The sequence below is a fragment of the Corynebacterium sp. ACRPO genome, assembly GCF_022347205.1.
Lineage (GTDB): Bacteria > Actinomycetota > Actinomycetes > Mycobacteriales > Mycobacteriaceae > Corynebacterium.
Genome location: NZ_JAKRNE010000003.1, coordinates 42,684 through 66,377, shown reverse-complemented (window position 1 = coordinate 66,377; position 23,694 = coordinate 42,684). Strand labels below are relative to the sequence as shown.

Below are 23,694 nucleotides of genomic sequence, written 5' to 3'. Positions count from 1 at the left end.
TATCGCGAGTCAGTGCGCCACACCCCGCCCGAATTCAGCACAAGGGTGAGCAGTGGCACAATGGTGGGCATGCTGAAAACCACGATTGATCTCTCCGCCATTGCGCACAACGTCCGCCTCATCAAGGAAAAGGTGGGGCCTGAGGTCAAGCTCATGTGCGTGGTCAAGGCCGATGCCTACGGGCACGGCGCAGCCAAGGTTGTGCCCGTGATGGCGCGCGCCGGTGCGGATTGCTTTGGCGTGGCCACCCTGCGGGAGGCGGTGGACCTGCGCCGCGCAGGCGTGGATGCGCCTATCGTGGCCTGGATCTGGCAAACAGATGAAATCCTCGAAGAAGCCTTGGCCAATGGAATCGAGGTAGCGGTCAACTCCCTGGAGCAGGCGCATAAGCTAGTCAAGGCCGATTTTCCCGCTGAGGTATACGTCAAGGTGGAAACCGGCATGCACCGCTCCGGTGTGGATGAAGAGGATTGGGCAGAGACCTTTAAGGTGTTGCGCGATGCCCCGCACATCAAGGTGCTCGGGCTCATGTCCCACTTTGCGTGTGCCGGTGAGCCGGATAATCCGCACAATGACGCCCAGGAAGAGGCGTTCCGCACGGCCCTGCGGCTCGCGCGCGAAATTGGACTGGAGTGCCCGGTTAACCACCTGGCCAATTCACCTGCCGTACTGACGCGTCCTTCCTCTTATTTCGAGCAGGTGCGCGTAGGTGTCGCCTGCTATGGTTTGGAACCGATTGAAGGGCTCGAGCATGGCCTGCGGCCGGCCATGACCTGGTCCGGGCAGATTTTTAATGTAAAGCCCATTCAGCCGGGGGAGGGCACCTGCTATGGATTGACCTGGAAAGCGGATAAGCCGGGTTTCTTAGCCACGGTGGATTGCGGCTACGCAGATGGCCTGCCGCGCGGCTATCAGGGCGACCTGCGCGTGGGCATTGGTGGGCACCTCTACCCACAGGTAGGAAGAATCTGTATGGATCAGATCGTGGTGGACTTGGGTGATAACCCGCATGGCGTAGAGCCAGGCCAAGAAGCCGTGATCTTTGGCAACGGGGGAGTATCGGCCACGGATCTCGCCGCGGCAGCAGGCACCATTAACTACGAGGTTGTCTGCCTGCCCGATGGCCGCACCGAACGCGAATATATAGGAGAAGAAGATGCGCAATAGCTTTCCGGAATCTGGCAGCCGCGACCTATCCACGGTGGAAGAAACCTATGCCTTTGGTGAAGAGCTAGGTGCGGTGCTTGAAGCCGGCGATGTAGTGATTCTGGATGGTCCGTTGGGGGCTGGAAAGACGACGCTGACGCAGGGCGTCGCCAAGGGCATGCACGTTAAAGGTCGCGTTACCTCGCCGACCTTTGTTATCGCCCGCGTGCATCGCTCCACGGTGGGTGGGCCAGACCTTGTGCATGTGGATGCCTACCGCCTGCTCGATGAAGGCGGTGCTAATTCCGGGGACCCGCTAGGGGAACTGGACGCCTTGGACTTGGACACGGAGCTAGAGGACGCCGTGGTTATTGCCGAATGGGGCGGGGGACTAGTAGAGCAGATTGCGGAGCGCTACCTATTTATCAGCATTGACCGCGAGCCGGCAGAGTATGCCGGCGCAGACGAAGATGTTCGCCGCTTCACATGGTCTTGGAAAAATGGTGCATAGCACATCTCTGTATATAAAAGTGATTTAAGTGATGAATATCCCAGACCGCTGACTTGATCCGGGTATAACCACTACGTAATTCTATTAAGGTGTTGAATTTTCTCGCCTCAAGTCCTTTGCTTTCTCTCTTCGTCATCATGGCGGTGGGTCTAGCGATTGGCAAGATCAAGATCTTCGGCATCTCTCTCGGTGCCGCGGCTGCGATGTTTGTGGCGCTGGGTCTATCTACTGCCAATCCGGATATCCAAATTCCGCCGCTGGTCTATCAATTTGGCTTGGCGATCTTCGTTTATGCCATTGGCCTCAGCTTCGGGCCTTCCTTTGTTCGCGAGTTTAAAACCCGCGGCTGGAAGCTCACCGTCTTCATGCTGGGCATGTTGGTTGTCTTGGTTGCGGTTGGCTATGGCCTCATCCGTGGCTTTGGCCTGAGCGTGCCAGAGGCCGTCGGCATGTTCGCCGGTTCGCTCTCCTCCACGCCGGGCATGGCCGCTGTGGTGGAAATGGTGGGCGATTCCACTCCGGTCGTTGGCTACTCCTTGGCCTACCCAGGTGCGGTAATCGGCGCGATTCTCGTCGCCGCCATCGGCGCCAAGGTTGTCAAGGTGAACCATGAGGAAGATGCCCGCGCAGAGGGCATGATTCCCGCCGAGCTCGTAGCCAAAGGCGTGCGCCTGACCAAGAACTTCAATGACACCGCTGGCCATATCTACCGCGTTACCGGCCAGACCGTGGTGGCTACTCGTATCATCTCCGATGAGGAACGCCATCGCCTCGCCGTCCCGGAAATGCCACTGTGCGAGGGTGAAGCATACCTGCTCAATGGCTCCGAAGAGGCCGTCGACAAGGCCATTGAGATCTTGGGTGAGGAACACCCAGTGGAGCTGACCGAGGAAGCCGGTCTCAAGTACAGTCGCGTTACCGTGTCCAACCCGGAAATTGCCGGTAAGTCTGTCCGCGAGATCAAGGCCCTCGACCACGGCTTCATCATCGCTCGTATCCGTAAGGGCGATAAGGACCTCGTCCCGCACCCGGACACCGTGCTCAACTACTCGGATCGCGTTCGCGTGGTCACCAGCCCGAGCCGCCTGCCGTACGTGCGCAAATACCTCGGCGACTCTGAGGCCGCGTTGGGTAATGCGGACCTGCTGTCCATGGCCATCGGACTGACCTTGGGTATGCTGCTTGGCCTCATTCCGATTCCGATGCCGGGCGGTTCCACCCTGCAGCTGGGCTTTGGTGGCGGCCCCGTGGTCGTCGGCCTGCTCTTGGGCTACCTCAACCGTACCGGCCCGTTGAACTGGCAGATGCCATTCCACACCCGTGAGACCTTGTCCAATATGGGCCTTACCTTGTTCCTCGCCGGCGTGGGCACTTCGGCCGGCGCCTCCTTCCGCGATGCCCTGACGGATCCGTCCTCCCTGACCATCATGGGCGTGGGCCTTATCATCACGTTGGTCTCCGCCATCCTGATCGGCGTCATCGGCATGCTGGTGCTCAAGCTGAAGTGGGACGAGGCCATGGGCTGTGCGGCCGGTATGACCACCAACCCCGCAGTCTTTGCCTATATTCGTGATCAAACCGGCACCGAGCTGGCCGGCCGCGGATGGGCCACGGTCTATCCCACCACAATTATCGGCAAGATTATTGCCTCGCAGGTGTTGCTCTTGCTGTTGCTATAGCTACAATATCGCGCGTTAATTACTCACCCACAGGGTCGCCCGCCTACACTGGCAGGCACTACCCTGTGGGTTTTGTGTTGCGGTTAACCAGGTAGCATCGGTTGCCAGAACTACCGCCGCCCGCCTGAAACTTAAACTTTTTTCAAGGAGCCATACTCATCCCATGACTAAATTCGCTCGCAACCTCACCGCCGCCATCATCGCCATCTTTATCGTTGTCATGATGGTTCTTCTTGCTTCCTCCACACTGCGCGAGGAAAACCACTTGGAGGGAAACCTCACCTCCACGCTGGCCAAGGCGCCAAATAACTTGGAGGTCATGACCGTCATGCCCACCGACGTCTATGGCGAGGAATACCCTGCCATTGGTTTCATCTGCCCGGGCATGCGTGAAGACAAGGTTAAAGAGGCACAGATCGATACCGAGAACATCACCTTTGAAGACGGTGCGGTGCCGGAAGGCAAGAGCTACGCGGTAGCCATTTCCCAGAGCGCTAAGCCCTTCATCGAAGAGCTGGATCCGGAGAAGGTCGAGGTGTGCGAGATGATTGACATGCAGGTCAAGGCCATGGAGCAGCAGGGCCAGAGCCTTGATGGCGGCGTTCCCATGATCCAGGGCACCCAGCCGCTGGGCTTCCAGCGCGAGGATGGCACCTGGAAGATGGTCGCCTAATGCGCGTCCTCGCGATCGATACGGCCACCACCGCCCTGGTTACCGGGGTAGTGGATACCGCCACCGGGCAGACCACCGAGCGTGTGTTGGAGGATACCCGCGCGCATAATGAGCTGCTCATTCCTACCATCACCGAGGTCCTCGCAGAAGCGGGCATGGAGTATTCCGATCTCGATGCGGTGGTCACCGGCGTGGGCCCGGGTCCATTTACCGGGTTGCGCGTGGGTATGGCGACGGCCTCCGCGCTTGCCGACGCCCTCTCGATCCCCCTCCACGGCATCTGCACCCACGATGCCATCGCGGCCGCCGCCGAGCTTCACGTAGATCCTGCCGCCGCGGCCGACGAAGCCACCGCCTTGGTAGCTACCGATGCTCGCCGCAAGGAGATCTACTGGGCCACTTATCGCGCTACCGACTCCGGTGTGCAGCGCATTTTTGGCCCCGCGGTCACGAAACCGGCCGAACTCGAGGTGGAACTTACCTCCACCGCCGAGGTCATCATCCCCGACCGCCTTGCTGAGCAACTCCCCGAGCTGCTCGCCGCCCTGCCGCACCGCGCGGCCCAGCCAACCGCGGCAGCCCTCGTTGCCGCGGCCGACCTAGAGGCAGAACCGGCTCCCGTCGTGCCGCTGTATCTACGCCGCCCAGATGCGGTCCCTCCGAAGCAGCAACAGCTTTCTGCCGCCATCCCGAAGGTCGAGCTGTGAAGCTGCGCGAGCTAACCCCAGCCGATGCACCCCGGTGCGCCGAGCTGGAAGAGGTCCTATTTCCCGGAGAAACCCCGTGGTCCAGCCGGATTTTCCGGGAAGAAATGGCCCAGCCCTTCAACTTCTATCTCGGGGTGGAAGGCGCGATCGAAGAACCGGCGCCGGTAAAGCTTTTGGGCTATGCGGGCATCGGCATGATGGGCCCAGCCGCGGATCCGGAGTTTGAAATCCACACCATCGGCGTCGACCCCGCCGCGCAGCGCCGCGGCATCGCGCGGATGATGATGGACAATATCTGCCATATCGCGGATCTCAAGGACGCCCCGGTCTTCCTCGAAGTTCGCGTGGGCAATGATCCCGCTATTGGCCTGTATGAGCGCTACGGCTTTGCCAAGCAGGGGATCCGCAAGAACTATTACCAACCTTCCGGGGCGGATGCGCACGTGATGGTGCGCCCGCGCCAGTCCGAGCGCCCAGAAGATTAAGGAGCAGTCATGAAGATCATGGGCATCGAGTCCTCCTGCGATGAAACCGGAGTGGGTATCGTCGAGCTTCGCGAGGACGGCCGCATGGACATCATCGCTAACGCCGTTGCTTCCTCCATGGAGCAGCATGCGCGTTTCGGTGGCGTCGTCCCGGAAATCGCCTCCCGCGCACACCTTGAGGCCATGCCGCAGGTCATGCAGGCGGCGTTGAATGAGGCGGGCATCGAAAAGCCGGATGCCATCGCCGCTACCGTGGGGCCGGGCCTGGCCGGTGCCTTGCTGGTGGGAGCCTCGGCCGCCAAGGCCTATGCCGCGGCTTGGGGCGTGCCCTTCTACGGCGTTAACCACCTGGGCGGCCATGTTGCCGTGGCCAACCTGGAAGGCGAAGAGCTGCCGCACTCGGTGGCCCTTCTGGTCTCGGGCGGGCATACGCAGCTGTTGGAAGTAGAGGCCGTCGGCAAGCCCATGCGCGAGTTGGGCTCTACGCTTGACGACGCCGCCGGTGAAGCTTACGACAAAGTCTCCCGCCTCCTCGGTTTGGGTTACCCGGGCGGCCCGGTGATTGATAAGCTCGCTGCCCGCGGCGAAGCCACCATCGATTTCCCGCGCGGCATGTCTCGCGCCGAGGACCTGCGCGGCCCGCACCGCCACGACTTCTCCTTCTCCGGACTCAAGACCTCCGTGGCCCGCTATGTGGAGCGCGCCGAAAAGGCAGGGGAGACCATCAGCGTTGAAAATGTCTGCGCCAGCTTTCAAGAAGCCGTGGCAGATGTCCTGACTGCCAAGGCCGTGCGTGCCTGCGAGGACACCGGCGCCCGGGTGCTGCTACTGGGAGGCGGCGTGGCCGCTAATTCCCGCCTGCGCGAGCTGGCCGCCGAGCGCTGCGCTGCCGCCGGGGTGGAACTGCGTGTGCCGCGCTTTTCGCTGTGCACCGATAACGGCGTGATGATCGCGGCCATCGGCGCGCAACTCATCCATGAAGGTGCCCAGCCCTCTGGCCTCGGCGTAGGCACCGATACCCAGCTGGATGTGGAAGAGCCGCAGTTAACCTAAAGTTCTTCTCGCTCGCGCTGCAGGCGGGGCGCGGGGCCGGTACGCTAAGGAGCGTTCATGCCCTCTTGGCTTTCTGAAGGAGCTTTCTCTCATGACCGTCGGTTTCCTTGTCAACCCTGATCTCACCCGCCGCAAGCTTGAATTTGAGCTGGAGCACGCCAACCAGTTCCTGGGCGGCACCACCGAGGACCGCGTATCCGTTGTATTCCAAGAAGATGGCACCACCTACGCCGCACTCTACAACCCAGAAGCTAAGGCCGAAGGCGCCGAGCCGAACCCGGTAGCCTCCCTGGCACGCAACGCAGCCGCCACCGGCAACGCCGCCTTCCTGCAGGACCCCATCCGCTCCATCTGCGGCCCCGTCATTTTCGTTGATGCCGAGGGCGAAGACACCACCATCGATACCGTCATCGAATCCGTGGAACAGGGCATTCGCGCAGTGAAGAACTACCGCGAAGATAACCCGGAGGAATACACCCTCTGGCGCGCGGCCGTTATCAACTCCGATAAGAGCCTCTAAACCCCAGCCCCTCACAGGTAGGGTTCAAACGCTTTTCGCGCGCTCGTAATACGGTGTTCACATTCTTATGGTGTTCTAGGGAGCCGTACCGCTTCTTCTAAGACTCCAAAGGTGAAAACTGTATGCTCCGTTCATCGCGCTTCGTCGCCTCCTTCGCCACCGCCCTCGCAGTAGGTGGCGCCACCGCCATCGTGCCCGCCACCCCGGCGCTGGCCGCTGACTCGCCCATCTACCGCACCATTCTGCAGCCGGGCGAGGATGAATCCCAGGTCATGGTCACCTGGCGCACCAAGTCCAAGGCAGACGAGGTCCTCGAGGTTACCGGCCCAGAAGGCACCACCACCTTCCACGCCGACGAGCGCGACTTTGGCGCCTTGCTGTATAAGTCCCAGTTCGCCACCGCCACCGATCTGCACCCGGATACCGAGTACACCTACCGCGTTGGCTCCGAGGAAGGCGGCTGGTCCGAGCCAGAGACTTTCAACACCGGCTCCAATGGCGATGACTGGTCCTTCCTTACCGTCGCGGACCCGCAGATCGGCGTGGACCTCAAGGTGGATGAGCAAGCCGAACAGTGGCGCAAGACCATCGGCCGCGCGGCCTCCCATGTGCCGAATGCCAGCATGATCTGGTCTCTGGGTGACCAGGTTGAGGGCTGGGGCGCCCATGTGCCGCAGTACGATGCGTACTTCTCCGCTCCGGAGATCCGCCACATCCCCACCAACACGGTCCCAGGTAACCATGAGACCTATAACCTCACCATGAAGCACCATGATGAGCACTTCTCTAACCCGCACCAGGCGGACGATATCCGCGACCACTACTTCGAGCGCAATAACGTACTCTTCATCGGCTTGGACTCCAATGCTTCTTCCGACGCCGATATCGCCCGCCACGAGCAGTTCCTGCGCGAAGCCATCGAATCCCGCGGCGCGGATAATGACTGGATCGTCGTTGGCATGCACCACGGCCCATACTCCCAGGGCACCCATTATTTTGATAAGGACGTCACCAACCTGCGCGAGAAGCTCACTCCGGTACTCTCTGAGCTCAACGTCGATGCCGTGCTCTCCGGCCATGATCACATCTACACCCGCAGCCACCTGATGAAGAACAATAAGCCGGTCCTGCCTGAAAAGAAGCCGCAGCGCGGCGACGTTCTCGAGCCCAAGGAGGGCGAGGCGCTGTACCTGACCACCACCACCGCGGGCGGCGGCAAGTACTACGACTTCACCGACGTGAATAACAAAAAGCACAAGGGCGCGCGCATGGAGACCATCGATCCAAAGCTTGCCCACGAGTCCACCGCTATGTGGCGCCAGGACTACACCGAGGACTACATGCGAGTGGATGTCACCGATGACAAGCTCACCTTCACCACCTTCAACGCAGGAGATAACACGCTGGTGGACAAGGTTTCCCTCAAGAAGAAGGACCGCGGCGCTGCGCCTGCCGACGACGCCACCAACCCCGCCGACTCCGCCGAGTCCACCGACCCAGACACCCCAGCGGTGCCTAAGGATCCGAAGGACGGCAGCTCCCTGAGCTCCAGCGATATTTTCGGCGGGCTCAGCTCGAAGAAGTAGCTAGCGTCGCCCCATTGGCTAGCGCTCCGTATGGCGCAGCCACGCCAATACGGCCTTGACCCGCCGGTTGGAATCCTCGGGCCGAAACCCGAGCTTCATAAACACATTGGAGACATGCTTGCTTACCGCTCCGGCGGTAAGAACGAGCGTGTCTTCAATTTCTTTATTGCTCAATCCTTGGGCCATAAGCCCCAGTACCTCCCGCTCGCGGGCGGTGAGCTGGGCTAAACCAGTACGCCGCGCCGACAGCAGCGCAGTTACGACCTCTGGGTCCACCACGGTGCCGCCGCGGGCGACCTCGTCTAGCGTGCGCACGAATTCTTCCACATCAGAAACACGCTCCTTGAGCAGGTAGCCAAAGCCGCCGTGCTCCAAGAGCCGGTCGAGGTAGCTTGCCGCTACGTATTGGCTCAGCACCACCACCGGCTGGGTGGGATTGGCTGCTCGCAGGTCATACACGGCGCGCAAGCCATCGTCGGTCATGGTCGGTGGCATGCGCACATCGCTGATAATCAGGTCGAAATCTTTCTGCCCGGCAATAGCGCGCAGTTCTTCGGCATCGGTGGCCGCCGTAACGCTATGCCCCAGAGCGCTGAGTAGCTGCTCGAGCCCCGCGCGCAATAGCGCGGAGTCTTCTGCCAGTAGTAGTTTCATTCCGCCTCCTTTAGCGGTAATTCGACCTGCAGCCGGCCACCGCGTTCACCCGCAGTCGTGTCATCTGCTGCCGAAAAGTTCACCGTGCCGCCCAGTGCGGCGGCGCGTTCGCGCAGCCCGGCGAGACCGGTGCCCGTCTCAGCTGGCTCCTTGGCCGTGTGGCCGAGGTCAGCTCCGGGGCCGGGGCAGGGTCCGGTGCCATTATCAACGATGTCTAGGCGCAACGTCTGCCCGAAAGCAACCGTTACCATCGCCTCAGTGGCCGCGCCATGCTTGGACGCATTAGTAAGCGCCTCGGCCACCGCGTGGTAAGCCAGCAGGGCAGTGGTTTCATCCACGGAGCGCTCGGCGCCTTCGACGTGTAGCTCTGCCTCCAGCCCGGAGTGGGCGAGGAGTTCGTCGAGGGCGGGGATTAATCCGGCGTCGAAAAGCACCTGCGGGGCGATGCCGCGCACCGTCGCCCGCAGGGAGGCCAAGGCCAAAGAGGCATTATGTTCCGCATCGGCCAGGGCCGGTTGCGCCTCGGGAGGGGCCTGCAATTTCGCTGCGGCCAAGTTGAGCTTGAGCGCAGTGAGGTACTGCTGCGGGCCATCGTGCAGCTCGCGCTCGATGCGGCGGCGCTCGCCGGAGAAGGCATCGATAAGCGTGGCACGCGAGGCCGCCAACTCCTCGGCCGAAGGACTCAATGCCAGCCGAGTCAGCGAGGTCGATGCCAAGACCAAGAGGCGGTTAAGTCCCACCAATAAAGCCACCAGCAGCGCCGCGGTGAGCCAGCAGGTGAAGAAAATGAGCGGCCGGTTGGTGGTGGACCACTCGCCAAAGGAGAATTCGGCCTTTGGCACGAACGGCGCAATTACCAGGACGCCCGCCGTAAAACCCACGGCAGTCCACGCGGCAAAGCAGGCAGCCGAAATCAATAGCTGCACAATAAGGTGATAAAACTGCTGCCAATCAAACCAACGGCCCGCACGCCGGGGTGGGATCTGTACACCCATCCACTGCGCACCCAACCGGCCGACAAATTCCGCGGCGCGTCCCACCAGCGGAATCCACGGCAGCATCAGTACCGAAACCACCAACGCCGGGATAAATAGCGCGCCGAGGACGAGGCTCCACGCGCAGGCTTTGAGGGTTCGCATAACCCATGAGCCTAGCCGCCCTGCCGCGGTGGGGGCAGTAGAGCTAGCTCTACCATTTTCCGGGTAGCCCGCCCCATGTCTTTCTTCTGCGCGGCCGAGTGGAATCAAAGGCATGTTAAAAGCAGACAACCTCAGCAAGCGCTACGGCCGCCACACCGTGCTCAATCGCGTCAATGTGTCTATCGCCCCAGGAGAATTCGTCGCCATCATGGGACCTTCAGGAAGCGGCAAAACCACGCTGCTGAACCTGTTATCCGGGCTAGATAAGCCCACTTCCGGCCGAGTCAATGCGCCGGGGCGCAAGCAGCGAGCCTTTGTTTTCCAGGACTATAACCTGCTGGAATCCCTCAACGCGCAGCGCAATGCTACCTTGACCGCGCGCTTTTCCGGCCGGCGCCCTACACGCGGCAAGGTGGCTGCGGTCTTTGACTCGCTTGGCCTTAGCGGGTTGGAGCGCCGCCTGCCCGCGCAGCTTTCCGGCGGACAGCAGCAACGCGTGGCCGTCGCCCGGGCACTGCTGGCCCAGGCGCCCTATATCTTCGCCGACGAGCCCACGGGCGCGCTTGACGATGCCACCGCATCCACCGTCCTTTCCCACCTGCGCGCCGCCGCCCGCGATGGCGCCAGCGTGGTCATGGTGACTCACTCGCACTTCGCCGCTGAGGCGGCCGACCGGATCATCTCCTTAGAGGAGGTGGCCCATGCTGGTGTGGCTTAAGGACCTACAGTCCAATTGGCTATCGTGGCTGGCCGTGGCGCTGACCTTGGTAGTGTCTTCCACCTCGTGCACCCTGGCGCTGGCCATGCTGGTGGCTTCCTCGGGCGCCGAAGAAAATCCCGCCGGCCCGCTGGGTGGCACGGTGCTGGGCATGGCCCTGTGCGTGGTGGTGTTGGTGACGCTATCGCAGATGCGCCTTATCATTGCCGAGCGCGAGCCGGTCTACCGCTCCTGGCGCATGGTGGGCATGCCCGGCTGGATGATTCTCTCTTTCATCCTGGGCCACGTCGCAGTGGTCAGCGCGGTCGCCGGGCTCCTCGGTGTGCTGCCGGCCCATCCGCTGCTCGCACCGTGCGTGCGCGCCCTGCGCAGCGACGGCATTCCCATGCCGGACATTGCCATAACCGGCCAGGTTGTTGTCATTTCGGTAGCCGTCTGCACGTCCGCGGCCCTGGTTGGTGCACTGCCTCCACTGCGCCGCGTATTCCGGCCGCGCACTACCGCACACCCGGCGTGGCTTCTGGTGAAATTCCTGCTTGCGGCCGTGGCCGTCGGCGGCACGGTCTATGGGTGCCTGCACATCGATGACCCGGGTGATCTCTTGTCGGCCGAAATGGGGCTTGTCATCCTCGTCGCCCTCTTCTTACCTTGGCTCATGCCCGGCATCGACCAATGGACCCGCACGGCCGGCATCGCTGGGGCCAACGTGCGCGTGCGCCGGCACTTTTCCACCCCACACATCGTGCCGTGGGTGCTGGTCGGCGGTTTTATCGTCGCCGTCGGCTCGGGCCTGCGCTTTGGAAACGACGCAGGCGCCGGCGGCACCTTGTCCTCGTGGCAGGTCTTTGTCGCCCTTTTAGGGCCGGTCTTTGCACCCAGCATCGTGGGCGCCGTGCTTACCTCGCTGCTGATGCGCGGGCGCATCGCCTCCGATATCCGCGGCCTCACTCTGGCTGGCGCCACCCCCTCGGCCTGGGCGCGCGTGCAAGTGGGGGAGGCGGCCTGCCTTACCCTTACTGCGGCCGGCGTGGTGTGGGCGCTGTGCTTGGCGACGCTCCTCCCACTCCACCACCTGCTCACCCCACAGGTTTCCTTCGGCCGAACGCTGGTAGACGAGCTGTGGTGGCCGGCCTTCGCCGTGATTTTTGGTGTCATGTTTATCGCCCTGGGCGTCGTCAAGCTGGCGCTGGCCGGCTTCGTGTGCGCCGGGCAACGAGAGCGCTGAAGGGATCGCTGAGGGCGTAGGAATGTGGGCCGGGTCATTGTTGAGGGTTAGCAGTCACGAGGGTAGAGTGCTAATCAGGTTGTTTGACCCACAGTTGTTCACCCGCGACGACGGCTGTGCTGGACATCCACAACCGGCACGCGCGCGCCATACCGGCGCGCATACGAACACTACGGAGGAAACATCATGGCAAACATTAAGCCTCTCGAGGACCGCGTCCTCGTACAGATCGTAGAAGCTGAAACCACCACCGCTTCCGGCCTGGTTATCCCAGATTCCGCCAAGGAAAAGCCGCAGGAAGCTACCGTCGTTGCCGTAGGCCCAGGCCGCACCAACGACAAGGGTGAGGTCACCCCGGTAGGCGTCAACGAGGGCGATACCGTTGTCTTTTCCAAGTACGGCGGCACCGAGCTGAAGTACAACGGTGAGGAGTACTTGCTGCTGTCCTCCCGTGACCTGCTCGCCGTCATCGAGAAGTAGGCCCAAATATGGCAAAGCTCATTGCATTCGACCAAGAAGCCCGCGAGGGAATCCAGCGCGGCGTCGATACGCTGGCTGATGCCGTCAAGGTCACCCTCGGCCCGCGCGGCCGCAATGTCGTGCTGTCCAAGGCTTTCGGTGGCCCCACCGTCACCAATGACGGCGTGACCATCGCCCGCGATATCGACATTGAGGAGCCCTTCGAGAACCTCGGCGCGCAGCTGGTCAAGTCCGTTGCGGTCAAGACCAATGACACCGCGGGTGACGGCACCACCACCGCTACCTTGCTGGCCCAGGCGCTCATCTTCGAGGGCCTGCGCAACGTAGCGGCCGGCGCCAACCCCATCGAGCTCAACCGCGGCATCGCGGCGGCGGCCGAAAAGGCCGTCGAGGAGCTCAAGGCCCGCGCCACCGCGGTCAACTCCTCCTCTGAAATCGCCCAGGTAGCCACCGTCTCCTCCCGTGACCCGGAGGTCGGCGAGATGGTTGCCGGCGCCATGGACAAGGTGGGCAAGGACGGTGTGGTCACCGTCGAGGAATCCCAGACCATCGACTCCGCCGTCGATGTCACCGAGGGTATTTCCTTTGACAAGGGCTACCTTTCCCCGTACTTCGCTACGGAGGAAGAGACCTACCACGCCGTGCTGGACGACGCCGCAGTATTGCTCGTCCGCAACAAGATCTCCTCCCTGCCGGACTTCCTGCCGCTGCTGGAGAAGATCGCCGAGACCAACCGCCCGACCCTCATTATTGCGGAGGACGTCGAGGGCGAGCCGCTGCAGGCTCTCGTCGTCAACTCCATCCGCAAGGTGCTCAAGGTCGCTGCCGTTAAGGCCCCGTACTTTGGCGAGCGCCGCAAGGGATTCATGGATGACTTGGCCGTCGTTACCGGCGCCACCGTCATCGACCCAGAGGTGGGCATTAACCTCAACGAGGCTGGCCTCGACGTGCTGGGTTCTGCCCGCCGCGTGACCATCACCAAGGATGACACCGTCATCGTCGATGGCGGCGGCACCGCTGAAGCAGTAGAGGAACGCCGCGAGCAGATCCGTCGCGAGATCGAGCGCACCGATTCCACCTGGGATAAGGAAAAGCTCGAGGAGCGCCTGGCTAAGCTTTCCGGTGGCGTGGCCGTCATCCGCGTTGGCGCCGCTACCGAGACCGAGGTCAACGAGCGCAAGCTGCGCGTCGAAGATGCCATCAACGCGGCCCGCGCGGCCGTCGAAGAGGGCGTCATCGCCGGCGGCGGCTCCGTGCTGGTCCAGATTTCCAAGGAACTCGAGTCCTTTGCCGAGGGCTTCGAGGGCGAGGCTAAGGTCGGCGTTCTCGCCGTCGCCCGCGCCCTGACCCGTCCGGCGTTCTGGATCGCCGAAAACGCTGGCCTCGACGGCGCCGTCGTCGTCTCCCGCGTCGCCGAGATGTCTAACGGTGAGGGCTTCAACGCCAATACCCTGGAGTACGGCAACCTCATCGATAACGGCATTATCGACCCAGTCAAGGTCACCCACTCGGCCGTGGTCAATGCCACTTCCGTGGCCCGTATGGTTCTAACCACCGAGGCCTCCGTGGTGGAAAAACCACAGGAAGAGCAGCCTGCTGACGCCGGTCACGGCCACCAGCACTAAACCTTCCCAACAACGCCCGCCCGCTTCCCGCGCGGCGGGTTTTGTTGTGCCTAGACTAGGGCCGTGGAATACATCAAGGTCACCGGCGCGCGCGAAAACAACCTGCGCGATATCGCCCTGTCCATCCCCTAGCGCCAGCTCACCGTCCTCACCGGTGTATCCGGCTCCGGCAAGTCCTCCCTGGTCTTCGACACCATCGCGGCCGAGTCCCAGCGGCTTATCAACGAGACCTACCCCGGCTTCGTGCAGGGGTTTATGCCGTCGTTGGCCCGGCCGGACGTCGATAAGCTAGAGCATCTTACGGCCGCCATCGTGGTGGGCCAGGAGCCCATGGCCGCCTCCTCTCGCTCCACCTTTGGCACCGCCACCGGTATCACTGCCATGCTGCGCGTGCTGTACTCGCGCATGGCCACCCCGCGCGCCGGCGGCCCGGCGGCCTACTCCTTTAATGTGCCCTCCGCCTCCGGCCAGGGCGCCATCGAGGTTAACGGCACCAAGGAGGTGCGCCGTTTCGAGCGCACCGGCGGCATGTGCCCCGAATGCGAGGGCACCGGCCGCGGCGAAAATCTGCGATACCTTGTGCACCGTCGGCCTGGGGTATGTCGCCCTAGGCCAGCCGCTATCTACTTTGTCCTGCGGCGAGCGTCAGCGCCTCAAACTTGCGGCGCACCTGAGCGATAAGAAATCTACCGCTGATGTGCTGGTCCTCGATGAGCCCACCACCGGCCTGCACCCAGCGGATACCGCGCGGATTCTGGCGCTGCTGGATGAGCTGGTGGACTCCGGACATACCGTCGTCTGCATCGACCACAATCTGGCCGTTCTCGCGCATGCGGATCACGCCATCGACTTGGGGCCCGGTGCCGGTTCGGCCGGCGGCCAGCTTGTCTTTAGCGGCACCCCGGCCGATTTAGCCGAGCAGCAAGACTCAGTGACGGGGCGCTTTCTTGCCGACGCCCTCGTCTCCTCCTAACCTTCTGCCTTAAGCGTTGACCGGCGCTGCGGCGCGGCGACGTTGGCGCAGTGCAACGACGCGCTCGGATTCGCTCATTCCGCCCCAGACGCCGTAAGGCTCGGCGGATTGCAGGGCATGCTCGCGGCACAGATCAATGACCGGGCAAGAATTGCAGATGGCCTTGGCACGGTTCTCGCGCTGGGCGCGGGCGCGGCCGCGCTCGCCATCTGGGTGATAAAACACGTCCGAGTTTTCTCCGCGGCAGGCGCCTTGTAGCTGCCAATCCCACAGGTCAGCGGTGGGACCGGGAAGCAAATGAGGCTGAGACACGTTACTTAGCTCCTTTGTAAGGGCGAGAATTCTAGTGTGGCTTCCGCAGCGTTACGGGAAGCAACCTCACGTAGTGTTTCGTGCGTGGGTAAACGGTGGGTTACCGATTTTTGACTTTTAGGTATTCTTCCCATGCTCACCCCGCCTGCACCACGGTCTACCAGCGGAAACGGCAAAGGTTAACGGTTTATGAATTTTCTGCCGCTCGGGTTGTGCAGGCGCTGGGGTCGCGCGTCGCCTTTGCATAAACTTCCCGTGTGCCAATATGGTTAGTTACCGGTTTAAAACATGTCAGAGGGTGCATACGTGAGTGATAAGGAACAGGAGCTAGCGGATCTCGTCCCGCATGCCGTCGACGGCAGCCGTCGAGCGCTGCAAAAAGTCCTGCGGATCATTCACCCGCAGGTGCTGCGCTACTGCCGCGCCCGCATCGGTGGCGGTCGCCAACCTACCGCGGAGGATGTAGCCCAAGAGATCTGTCTTGCAGTTGCCACCTCTATTGGCTCCTACGAGGACAAAGGCCGCCCGTTTATGGCCTATGTCTACGGCATCGCGTTCAATAAGGTCACCGATGCCCACCGCGCCATGGGGCGCGATAAGTCCACCCCTACCGAAGAAATTCCGGAAGACTCCGCGCGTGACGCAACCCCTGAAGAGTGGGCATTGGAGGCCGACGGTAGTAACAGAATGCGCGCCTTGCTCGATACGTTAAGTGACAAGGCGAAAAACATCGTTATTCTGCGCGTGTTCAACGGTTTGTCGGCAGAAGAGACCGCGGAAATTGTGGGTTCCACCCCAGGTGCGGTTCGTGTCGCGCAACACCGAGCACTCGCTCAATTGCGAAAGGCTCTCCAAGCCGCCCAGGAAACTGCGCGCTAAGGGCCTAGAGGCCGACTCTTACAGCAGATATCTCTTAATAGAAAGGAAGGGGGAGAGACACCATCATGGCACCGAAGCACCACGGCGATAATGCCGGCCTAGCAGACCAGCTCCAGCCCTTGGTAGATGATGATGCATTCCTCACCGAGCTTTCGAAGGGAACTAACCCTTCCGACGGCCAGGATGACCTGGCGGAGCTGCTGCTGGAGTTAAAGGGGGACGTCGACAAGCAGATGCCTCCAGCCCCGCTGGTAGAAGGCGCCGATGCTGAGCCTGAGGTCATCGACCTAGGCCAGGCCCGCAAGCGCCACCGTGGCGGCCCGTTCGTACATGGGCTTATCGGTGCGGCGGCCGCAACTCTAGTCATCGCTGGAGCCGGTGGAGCCATGCTGCACGCCGGAACCTTTGATAAGGGCGATAAGACCCGCAATGTAGAGCTGGCTGGCACGCTGGAAGAGATGGAATCTCGCGCGGCCGAAGGCGATATTGAAGGCGCTCGCGAATTGATGAAGGATGCCCGCGCCAAGCTGGATGAGGCCGAAGGCAAAGAAGAAAAGGCCATCGCCGCCAACCGCGAGGCGGATCGAAAGCGCTCTGCGCACCCGAAGCCCACCCCGCACACCGTGACGGAGACTGCCACCGAAACCGTGGCGGAAGAAGCTTCGCAACCGGAACAGCAACCGGAGCAGGTCACCGTGACCGAAACTCAGTACGCCACCGAAACCGTGGTGGTCACGGAACAAGGGCAGCCAAACCCGCAGCCCAATCCCAACGTTGAGGATGAGCCGACGACCACCATCGAGTTGGGCCAGCAGCAGTAGAAACTAGCGGCCCTCTAGGCCGTCCAAGTAGCCCAAGGCGTAGTCCCAAGGCACGTAGCGGGAGGGATCTGGCTCGGCGCCCGGCTCATGCACGGGCGCTAGCTCCCCTTCGAGCGTAGCGCGCATATTAGCGGCCATAATATCCCACTCATAGAAGTGGTTCTCCTGGCAATCCTCGCACAGGAAGAAGATGCCATCGATGCCGCGTGGGCCGAGGATGGAGGCGAATTTCTGCACCAGCGCGAGGTCGTGGATGATGGCGATCCGGTCGTCGTCGGTAAGCGGCATGACCTGCTCGTCCTCCTCCAAAAAGGAGGCTGGGTCATTCGGGTCGTCGGCGAAAGGATCGCGGGGCATATTGGCGAAGAAGTTCACGCCTGCGAGCCTATTGAACTTGCTCGCCCGAGGCAATTTACCCCCTGCCCAAATGGTGTCGTCGGCCGGCAACGCACTACAGTTAGGTTAGCCGCTAAACCTGTTAAGGAGAGACCTCGATGAGCGAGAACCGTATTCATACTGGTGGAGATGACCCGAACAAGGTAGCCCTGCGCGGCCTGACCTTTGATGATGTGCTCCTTTTGCCCGCCGAATCCAATATCGTGCCCTCCGAGGTCGATACCGGCGCGCAATTTACCCGCAATATCCGCCTCGGCGTTCCGCTTGCCTCGGCCGCCATGGATACCGTGACCGAGGCCCGCATGGCCATTGCCATGGCCCGCCAGGGTGGCATCGGCGTGCTGCACCGCAACCTTTCTACCGAGGACCAGGCCGAGCAGGTAGAGATTGTGAAGCGCTCCGAGTCCGGCATGGTCACCGACCCCATCACCGCCCGCCCGGATATGACCATCGGGGAAGTAGACGCGCTGTGCGCCCGCTTCCGCATCTCCGGCCTGCCGGTGGTAGACGAGGACGGCACCCTGGTGGGCATTTGCACCAACCGCGATATGCGCTTCGAGCCTGACTTTGACCGCAAGGTCAGTGAAGTCATGACGGCCATGCCGCTTGTTGTTGCGCGCGAGGGTGTATCTAAAAAGGAAGCCCTCGAACTGCTTTCGGCCAATAAGGTGGAAAAGCTGCCCATCGTCGATGCGGATAATAAGCTCACCGGCCTGATTACCGTCAAGGACTTTGTCAAGACCGAGCAGTATCCCAACGCGTCCAAGGACTCGGCCGGCCGCCTGTTGGTTGCGGCCGGCATCGGTACCGGGGAAGAGTCCTACCAGCGCGCCGCCGCGCTTGTCGACGCCGGCGTGGACGCCCTCGTCGTCGACTCCGCCCACGCCCACAACAACCGCGTGCTGGAAATGGTCTCCCGCGTGCAAAAGGATTTCGGTTCCAAGGTCGATGTCATCGGCGGTAACCTCGCCACCCGCGAGGCCGCACAGGCAATGATCGATGCCGGTGCCGACGCCATCAAGGTCGGCATCGGCCCGGGCTCCATTTGCACCACCCGCGTCGTCGCCGGCGTGGGCGCGCCGCAGATTACCGCCCTGATGGAGGCCGCCGCAGTAGCTGGACCGGCCGGTGTGCCGGTTATCGGCGATGGTGGTATGCAGTACTCTGGCGACGTCGCCAAGGCCCTGGCGGCCGGCGCCGATACCGTCATGCTGGGCTCCATGTTTGCCGGTACCACCGAAGCCCCCGGCGACATCGTGGTCTACCAGGGCAAGCAGTACAAGCGCTACCGTGGCATGGGCTCCATGGGCGCCATGCAGGGTCGCGGACTTTCCGGCGAGAAGCGCTCCTATTCCAAGGACCGCTACTTCCAGGCCGACGTCCGCAGCGAGGACAAGCTGGTTCCGGAAGGCGTCGAGGGTCGCGTGCCCTTCCGCGGCGATATCGATGCCATCGTGCACCAGATTATCGGCGGTCTGCGCGCCTCGATGGGCTATACCGGCTCCGCCACCCTGGCCGAGCTGAAGACCAAGCGCTTCGTTCAAATCACCGCCGCGGGCCTAAAGGAATCCCACCCGCACCACCTGCAGCAAATCGCAGAAGCACCAAACTACCGCTAGGAATATCATGCGTGAATACGCCGAAATCGGCATCGGCCGCGAGGCCCGCCGTACCTTCGATCTAGAGCAACTATCCATCGTGCCGCAGCGCCGCACTCGTTCCTCCAAGGACGTGGACACCACCTGGCACATCGACGCCTATACCTTCGACATCCCCTTCGTGTCCCACCCCACTGATGCGCTCGCCACCCCCGAGTTCATCATCGAGATGGGCAAGCAAGGCGGCCTGGGCGTCATTAATGCCGAGGGCCTGTGGGGCCGTCACAAGGACCTCGAGGGCGCCCTAGCCCGCATTTACTCGCAGCCGGGCGATAACTCCATCATCCAGGAGCTGCACGCCGCCCCGCTTGACGACGCCCTCCTTACCGAGCGCATCTCCCAAGTCCGCGACTCCGGTGTCACCGTTGCTGTGCGCGTATCCCCCCAAAATGCTCGCGAGATGGCCCCGAAGGTCATCGCGGCCGGTGCCGAGTTGCTGTTTATCCAGGGCACCCTGGTCTCGGCCGAGCACGTGGCTACCGGTGGTGAGCCGCTGAACCTCAAGGAGTTCATTGGCTCCCTTGACGTTCCCGTCATTGCCGGCGGAGTCACCGACTACACCACCGCGCTACACCTGATGCGCACCGGCGCGGCCGGCGTCATCGTAGGCGCGGGTGTGACCACCAACGCCGAGACCGTGGGCATCGACTCGGCCATGGGCACTGCGATTGCCGACGCCGCCGCAGCCCGCCGCGACTACCTCGACGAGACCGGCGGCCGCTACGTACACATCATCGCCGATACCGAGTTTGAAAACTCCGGCAATATTGCCAAGGCTTTTGCCTGCGGCGCTGACGGTGTTGCTCTCGGCCCACTGCTTGCCCAAGCCCGCGAGGCCGGCGGCAAGGGCTGGTACTGGCCCGCCACAGCCGGCCACCCGCGTTTCCCACGCGGCTTCGTCCAGTTCTCCGGGGCCGATACCGACTTGGACGTCGATTTCCTCACCACTGGTACCTCGGCCGAAGCCGCCGAAGAGTCGGCCGCCCCGTCGCTGGAAACCGTGCTGCACGGTCCCTCCAGCGAGCCCTTCGGCCGCACCAACCTGGTCGGCGCGCTGCGCCGGTCCATGGCCAAGTGCGGCTACACCGACCTGAAGTCCTTCCAGAAGGTCGAACTCGCCGTTCGCTACTAATCCGCGCGAGAGTCCCCGACGCGGCTGTGCCTTCTTGGCGCAGCCGCGTTTCTTTGCCCTATTGCTTCCTTCGCCGCTGAACAGATGCCAGGTGGCGAGGTAGGAGAGTGGTTAGGAAACCAATTGCCAGCCGCCTTCGCGCCTCCACGTGGTCTTGCCCGTCATCGGCCGCCATTGCCCTGCGTTGTGGACTGGGCACACGCGTACTCCCGAGGGATTGAGCTCTACAACCTTTTCTTCGCCGCTCGCGCGTAGAACCACCGAATTTTGCGCTACTTCTGGATGCCCCACGCGCTCTGCCTGCTGCGTGCCGCACAATGGAACCCACTCATCCCACTCGCTTCCAAAGACTTCCGCGGCCGGAAGCGTCACCTGTTGCGGGCCTTGTTCATCCAGCGCAGACGCCACCTCGGCCGTAGTTGGGGTGGCGTCACAACCGCACAACAACAGCCCCGCGGCGAGCACAATAGTCAAGCGCTTCATAAGCTATCAGTTTAGTGGGTTAGACTATGGGGCGTGACTAAGCCAAATACTACCCCGCGCCCCGTCCTCGTTGTGGACTTTGGCGCTCAGTACGCGCAGCTTATTGCCCGTCGCGTGCGCGAGGCCAAGATTTACTCCGAGGTTGTCCCCAACTCCGCTTCTGTAGAGGAAATTAAAGCAAAGGATCCAGCCGCTCTCATTTTGTCGGGTGGACCTTCTTCCGTATATGCCGATGGCGCCCCGGCCCTCAAGCCGGAGCTACTTGAGCTCGGCATTCCGGTTTTCGGCATTTGCTACGGCTTCCAGGCCATGAACCATGCGCTTGGTGGCACTGTCTCTTCCACCGGCGAGCGTGAGTACGGCCGTACCGATATGAATGTTAAGGGCGGTGTACTTCACGAAGGCCTGGAGGCTACCCACAAAGTGTGGATGTCCCACGGCGATGCCGTATCTGCCGCTCCCGAAGGCTTTGAGGTTACTGCTACTTCGGCCGGTGCTCCCGTTGCCGCTATGGAGTGCCCAGCCAAGCAGATGGCCGGCGTGCAGTACCACCCTGAGGTGCTCCACTCGCCGCACGGCCAAGAGGTGCTTACCCGTTTCCTTACCGAGATCGCTGGCCTAGAGCAGAATTGGACGGCCGATAATATCGCCGAGCAGCTCATCGCGGATGTCCGCGCACAGGTGGGCGAGGAAGGCCGCGCTATTTGTGGTCTGTCCGGCGGTGTGGACTCCGCTGTGGCGGCCGCACTGGTGCAGCGCGCCATTGGAGATCGCCTCACCTGTGTCTTCGTTGACCACGGCCTGCTGCGTGCCGGCGAGCGCGAGCAGGTAGAAAAGGACTTCGTTGCCTCCACCGGCGCGAAGCTGGTGACTGCGGATGAGCGCGCTGCCTTCCTGGAAAAGCTGGCAGGCGTTAGCGACCCAGAAGCCAAGCGCAAGGCCATCGGCGCGGAGTTTATCCGTTCCTTTGAGCGCGCGGTTGCAGGCGTGCTTGACGACGCCCCCGCAGGCTCCACCATCGACTACCTCGTCCAAGGCACTCTGTACCCTGACGTTGTCGAGTCTGGCGGCGGCGATGGCACGGCGAATATTAAGTCTCACCACAATGTCGGCGGTCTGCCAGATGACGTGGAGTTCAAGCTGGTCGAGCCGCTGCGCCTGCTGTTTAAAGACGAGGTTCGCGCCGTCGGCCGCGAGCTGGGCTTGCCAGAAGAGATCGTTAGCCGCCAGCCATTCCCTGGCCCGGGCTTGGGTATCCGCATCATCGGTGAGGTAACCGAGGAGCGCTTGGAGACGCTACGCGAGGCAGACCTTATTGCTCGCACCGAGCTGACCAATGCCGGCCTGGATGACCAGATTTGGCAGTGCCCGGTAGTACTGCTGGCCGATGTCCGCTCCGTTGGCGTGCAGGGCGACGGCCGTACCTATGGCCACCCGATTGTGCTGCGCCCAGTGTCCTCGGAGGACGCCATGACCGCGGACTGGACTCGCTTGCCGTACGAGGTGCTGGAGAAGATTTCTACCCGGATCACCAACGAGGTGAAGGACGTCAACCGCGTGGTCTTGGACTGCACCTCCAAGCCACCGGGAACCATCGAGTGGGAGTAAAACGGCATGCGTAGAAGGCGCTCAGTCTAGTGCTGAGCGCCTTTTCGCTCGTTTTGGCGCCGGCGCTTACTCGTGCGGGGTAAACGGCGGGCGCCACACAATGCGCCCGCCCACCCGCTCGAGGCGGCCGCGCCGAGGTGGGGCGTTGGGGTCATCGTCGTTGACACCATTATGGTAAGCGCAGCACATGACCAGGTTTTTCATATTCGTCTCCCCGCCATTGCTCCACGCCTTGAGGTGGTGGACTTGGGAGAGGTCGGCCGGTTGGTTGCAGCCCGGCCAGGCGCAGCGTGGATTTTCTGCAGCGGCCATAATGCGCTGCTTGTCATTGGCCACGCGCGCCGTGCGGTAGAGATTAACCGGACCTTCCTCGGGGTGCACGAGCGTGACGTAGCCGGTTTCTTTGTCGCCAGCAAAGCCGACGTCGTTGAGCACGCGGCGCAGATATTCGGTGCCGGTGATGGTGGCGCCATTGGTCAGATCGAGCTCGATATCATCGCCGCGGCCGTCGCGGATGCGGATGAATTTGTCTAACGGCACGATGGCATTGGTCACCACTTCTGCCCGCGCGGCCGCAGCTTGGTCAAAGAAGATCTTTTCTACCGCCTCGAGCGATTGCTTTCCGGTCGCGGCCAGGGCGGCGTTGAGATCCGCGATGAAACTAGAGGTTCCGGTGATGGCCAGCGTCCAGTAGTCATTGGGGCGTCGGTAAGTGCGCACGCCTGGGGTTACGGTGTTGTCTTTCATCTCGCGCAGGCGCCGTCGGGCGTGTTTAAGGATGTGGCTCATCGAGCCGGTCATCGCGCAGCATTCCGCGCGCAGCTGCCAGGCCTGCTTCTTGCTGGGCGCGCGGTTAACAATGCGTTCTAGGGCAGCAAGGGTGGCGATGGAGTGGGTGTTGCGGCGGGCGTCGGCAATAGCGCGGTGCTGCAGGCGCGTAAATTTGGTGCGGCCGAAGTAGCTTTCGCACAAAAGCAGCAGATCGGCGGCGATGGCATCGGGCGCGCCGCGGTCCATGAGCTCGGACCCGGACATGCCTTGGCACCCGGCGATGATGTCCATGCCAGGGCCCAAGGCGGTGAGGTAGGTCTCGAGTGCGTTCATGCCTGCAACGCTACGGCGCGCACCTACACCGGCGCACGGCCGGCGCAACCGCTACGGTCAATTCTGTGGATAACCCGCCCTGCATACCCGCCGTGGGCCGAAAAAGCTGTGGATAACCCCGAAAAGT

The 23,694-nt window shown here is 62.4% G+C and carries 24 protein-coding genes and 1 pseudogene; 19 read left to right on the top strand and 6 right to left on the bottom strand.

Going from position 1 to position 23,694, the window contains the following annotated elements; translation table 11 throughout:
* Positions 1-63 precede the first annotated feature (63 nt).
* The 9 genes from alr to MHY22_RS03435 all read left to right on the top strand — a co-directional run bounded on the left by alr (position 64) and on the right by MHY22_RS03435 (position 8,360).
* Complete coding sequence (alr, locus tag MHY22_RS03475) at positions 64-1,167, top strand: alanine racemase (RefSeq protein ID WP_239278173.1); 1,104 nt, start codon at positions 64-66, stop codon at positions 1,165-1,167.
* A complete protein-coding gene (gene tsaE / locus MHY22_RS03470) occupies positions 1,157-1,657 on the top strand; it encodes a tRNA (adenosine(37)-N6)-threonylcarbamoyltransferase complex ATPase subunit type 1 TsaE (protein WP_239278088.1) in 501 nt (166 codons plus the stop codon). Before alr ends, tsaE begins: the two co-directional genes overlap by 11 nt.
* Before the next feature lie 89 nt (positions 1,658-1,746).
* A complete protein-coding gene (locus tag MHY22_RS03465; protein WP_239278087.1) occupies positions 1,747-3,336 on the top strand; it encodes an aspartate:alanine exchanger family transporter in 1,590 nt (529 codons plus the stop codon).
* 163 nt (positions 3,337-3,499) lie between these two features.
* Entirely contained in the window at positions 3,500-4,009 is a 510-nt protein-coding gene (locus MHY22_RS03460; RefSeq protein ID WP_239278086.1) for a hypothetical protein, read from the top strand.
* A complete protein-coding gene (gene tsaB / locus MHY22_RS03455; RefSeq protein WP_239278085.1) occupies positions 4,009-4,716 on the top strand; it encodes a tRNA (adenosine(37)-N6)-threonylcarbamoyltransferase complex dimerization subunit type 1 TsaB in 708 nt (235 codons plus the stop codon). Before MHY22_RS03460 ends, tsaB begins: the two co-directional genes overlap by 1 nt.
* Positions 4,713-5,201 (top strand): ribosomal protein S18-alanine N-acetyltransferase, encoded by a 489-nt coding sequence (rimI, locus tag MHY22_RS03450; RefSeq protein ID WP_239235107.1) that lies wholly within the window; start codon positions 4,713-4,715, stop codon positions 5,199-5,201. Before tsaB ends, rimI begins: the two co-directional genes overlap by 4 nt.
* Positions 5,202-5,210: 9 nt before the next feature.
* Positions 5,211-6,254 (top strand): tRNA (adenosine(37)-N6)-threonylcarbamoyltransferase complex transferase subunit TsaD, encoded by a 1,044-nt coding sequence (gene tsaD, locus MHY22_RS03445; RefSeq protein ID WP_239278084.1) that lies wholly within the window; start codon positions 5,211-5,213, stop codon positions 6,252-6,254.
* Positions 6,255-6,345: 91 nt separating this feature from the next.
* A complete protein-coding gene (locus tag MHY22_RS03440) occupies positions 6,346-6,774 on the top strand; it encodes a hypothetical protein (RefSeq protein WP_005326848.1) in 429 nt (142 codons plus the stop codon).
* Between the two features lie 122 nt (positions 6,775-6,896).
* On the top strand, positions 6,897-8,360 hold the full coding sequence (locus tag MHY22_RS03435; protein ID WP_239278083.1) for a metallophosphoesterase family protein: 1,464 nt from the start codon (positions 6,897-6,899) through the stop codon (positions 8,358-8,360).
* Between the two features lie 18 nt (positions 8,361-8,378).
* Here MHY22_RS03435 and MHY22_RS03430 read toward each other — a convergent pair whose 3' ends face one another.
* Both MHY22_RS03430 and MHY22_RS03425 read right to left on the bottom strand, forming a co-directional pair.
* Positions 8,379-9,014, bottom strand: a complete 636-nt coding sequence (locus MHY22_RS03430; protein WP_239278082.1) for a response regulator transcription factor — start codon at positions 9,012-9,014, stop codon at positions 8,379-8,381.
* A complete protein-coding gene (locus MHY22_RS03425; RefSeq protein WP_239278081.1) occupies positions 9,011-10,153 on the bottom strand; it encodes a sensor histidine kinase in 1,143 nt (380 codons plus the stop codon). The genes MHY22_RS03430 and MHY22_RS03425 overlap by 4 nt, the downstream gene beginning before the upstream one ends.
* A gap of 112 nt (positions 10,154-10,265) precedes the next feature.
* Here MHY22_RS03425 and MHY22_RS03420 point away from each other — a divergent pair, with 112 nt between their 5' ends.
* From MHY22_RS03420 to MHY22_RS11600, 5 genes and pseudogenes are all read left to right on the top strand, one after another.
* The gene (locus tag MHY22_RS03420; RefSeq protein WP_239278080.1) at positions 10,266-10,871 is read left to right on the top strand and encodes an ABC transporter ATP-binding protein; all 606 of its coding nucleotides are present in this window, start codon (positions 10,266-10,268) and stop codon (positions 10,869-10,871) included.
* On the top strand, positions 10,855-12,096 hold the full coding sequence (locus MHY22_RS03415; protein WP_239278079.1) for an FtsX-like permease family protein: 1,242 nt from the start codon (positions 10,855-10,857) through the stop codon (positions 12,094-12,096). Before MHY22_RS03420 ends, MHY22_RS03415 begins: the two co-directional genes overlap by 17 nt.
* Positions 12,097-12,282: 186 nt before the next feature.
* Positions 12,283-12,576 (top strand): co-chaperone GroES, encoded by a 294-nt coding sequence (groES, locus tag MHY22_RS03410; protein ID WP_005322702.1) that lies wholly within the window; start codon positions 12,283-12,285, stop codon positions 12,574-12,576.
* Between the two features lie 8 nt (positions 12,577-12,584).
* Entirely contained in the window at positions 12,585-14,201 is a 1,617-nt protein-coding gene (groL, locus tag MHY22_RS03405; protein WP_239278078.1) for a chaperonin GroEL, read from the top strand.
* A 63-nt stretch (positions 14,202-14,264) separates the two neighbouring features.
* Positions 14,265-15,156 (top strand): annotated as a pseudogene (locus MHY22_RS11600) (AAA family ATPase); the annotation flags it as partial.
* A gap of 27 nt (positions 15,157-15,183) precedes the next feature.
* Here MHY22_RS11600 and MHY22_RS03390 read toward each other — a convergent pair.
* Positions 15,184-15,486: a WhiB family transcriptional regulator gene (locus MHY22_RS03390; RefSeq protein ID WP_005326832.1), complete on the bottom strand. Its 303-nt coding sequence runs from the start codon at positions 15,484-15,486 to the stop codon at positions 15,184-15,186.
* A gap of 306 nt (positions 15,487-15,792) precedes the next feature.
* Between MHY22_RS03390 and MHY22_RS03385 the strand changes: the two genes are divergently transcribed.
* Both MHY22_RS03385 and MHY22_RS03380 read left to right on the top strand, forming a co-directional pair.
* Entirely contained in the window at positions 15,793-16,365 is a 573-nt protein-coding gene (locus tag MHY22_RS03385; protein WP_239278076.1) for a sigma-70 family RNA polymerase sigma factor, read from the top strand.
* Between the two features lie 65 nt (positions 16,366-16,430).
* Positions 16,431-17,186, top strand: a complete 756-nt coding sequence (locus tag MHY22_RS03380) for a hypothetical protein (RefSeq protein WP_239278074.1) — start codon at positions 16,431-16,433, stop codon at positions 17,184-17,186.
* A 3-nt stretch (positions 17,187-17,189) separates the two neighbouring features.
* Here MHY22_RS03380 and MHY22_RS03375 read toward each other — a convergent pair whose 3' ends face one another.
* Positions 17,190-17,561 (bottom strand): DUF5319 domain-containing protein, encoded by a 372-nt coding sequence (locus MHY22_RS03375; protein ID WP_005326826.1) that lies wholly within the window; start codon positions 17,559-17,561, stop codon positions 17,190-17,192.
* A gap of 119 nt (positions 17,562-17,680) precedes the next feature.
* On the opposite strand from MHY22_RS03375, the gene guaB reads away from it, so the two are divergent.
* Positions 17,681-19,201, top strand: coding sequence for an IMP dehydrogenase (gene guaB / locus MHY22_RS03370; protein WP_049378915.1), 1,521 nt, complete (start codon positions 17,681-17,683; stop codon positions 19,199-19,201).
* Between the two features lie 7 nt (positions 19,202-19,208).
* Positions 19,209-20,372 (top strand): GuaB3 family IMP dehydrogenase-related protein, encoded by a 1,164-nt coding sequence (locus tag MHY22_RS03365; protein ID WP_239278073.1) that lies wholly within the window; start codon positions 19,209-19,211, stop codon positions 20,370-20,372.
* A gap of 111 nt (positions 20,373-20,483) precedes the next feature.
* Here MHY22_RS03365 and MHY22_RS03360 read toward each other — a convergent pair whose 3' ends face one another.
* Positions 20,484-20,855 carry a hypothetical protein gene (locus MHY22_RS03360; RefSeq protein WP_239278072.1) on the bottom strand — a complete coding sequence of 124 codons (372 nt, stop codon included), beginning with the start codon at positions 20,853-20,855 and terminating at the stop codon, positions 20,484-20,486.
* Positions 20,856-20,888: 33 nt separating this feature from the next.
* Between MHY22_RS03360 and guaA the strand changes: the two genes are divergently transcribed.
* Positions 20,889-22,463 (top strand): glutamine-hydrolyzing GMP synthase, encoded by a 1,575-nt coding sequence (gene guaA, locus MHY22_RS03355; protein WP_239278071.1) that lies wholly within the window; start codon positions 20,889-20,891, stop codon positions 22,461-22,463.
* A gap of 66 nt (positions 22,464-22,529) precedes the next feature.
* On the opposite strand, the gene MHY22_RS03350 is transcribed toward guaA, so the two are convergent.
* On the bottom strand, positions 22,530-23,567 hold the full coding sequence (locus MHY22_RS03350) for an HNH endonuclease signature motif containing protein (protein ID WP_239278070.1): 1,038 nt from the start codon (positions 23,565-23,567) through the stop codon (positions 22,530-22,532).
* Between the last annotated feature and the right edge of the window lie 127 nt (positions 23,568-23,694).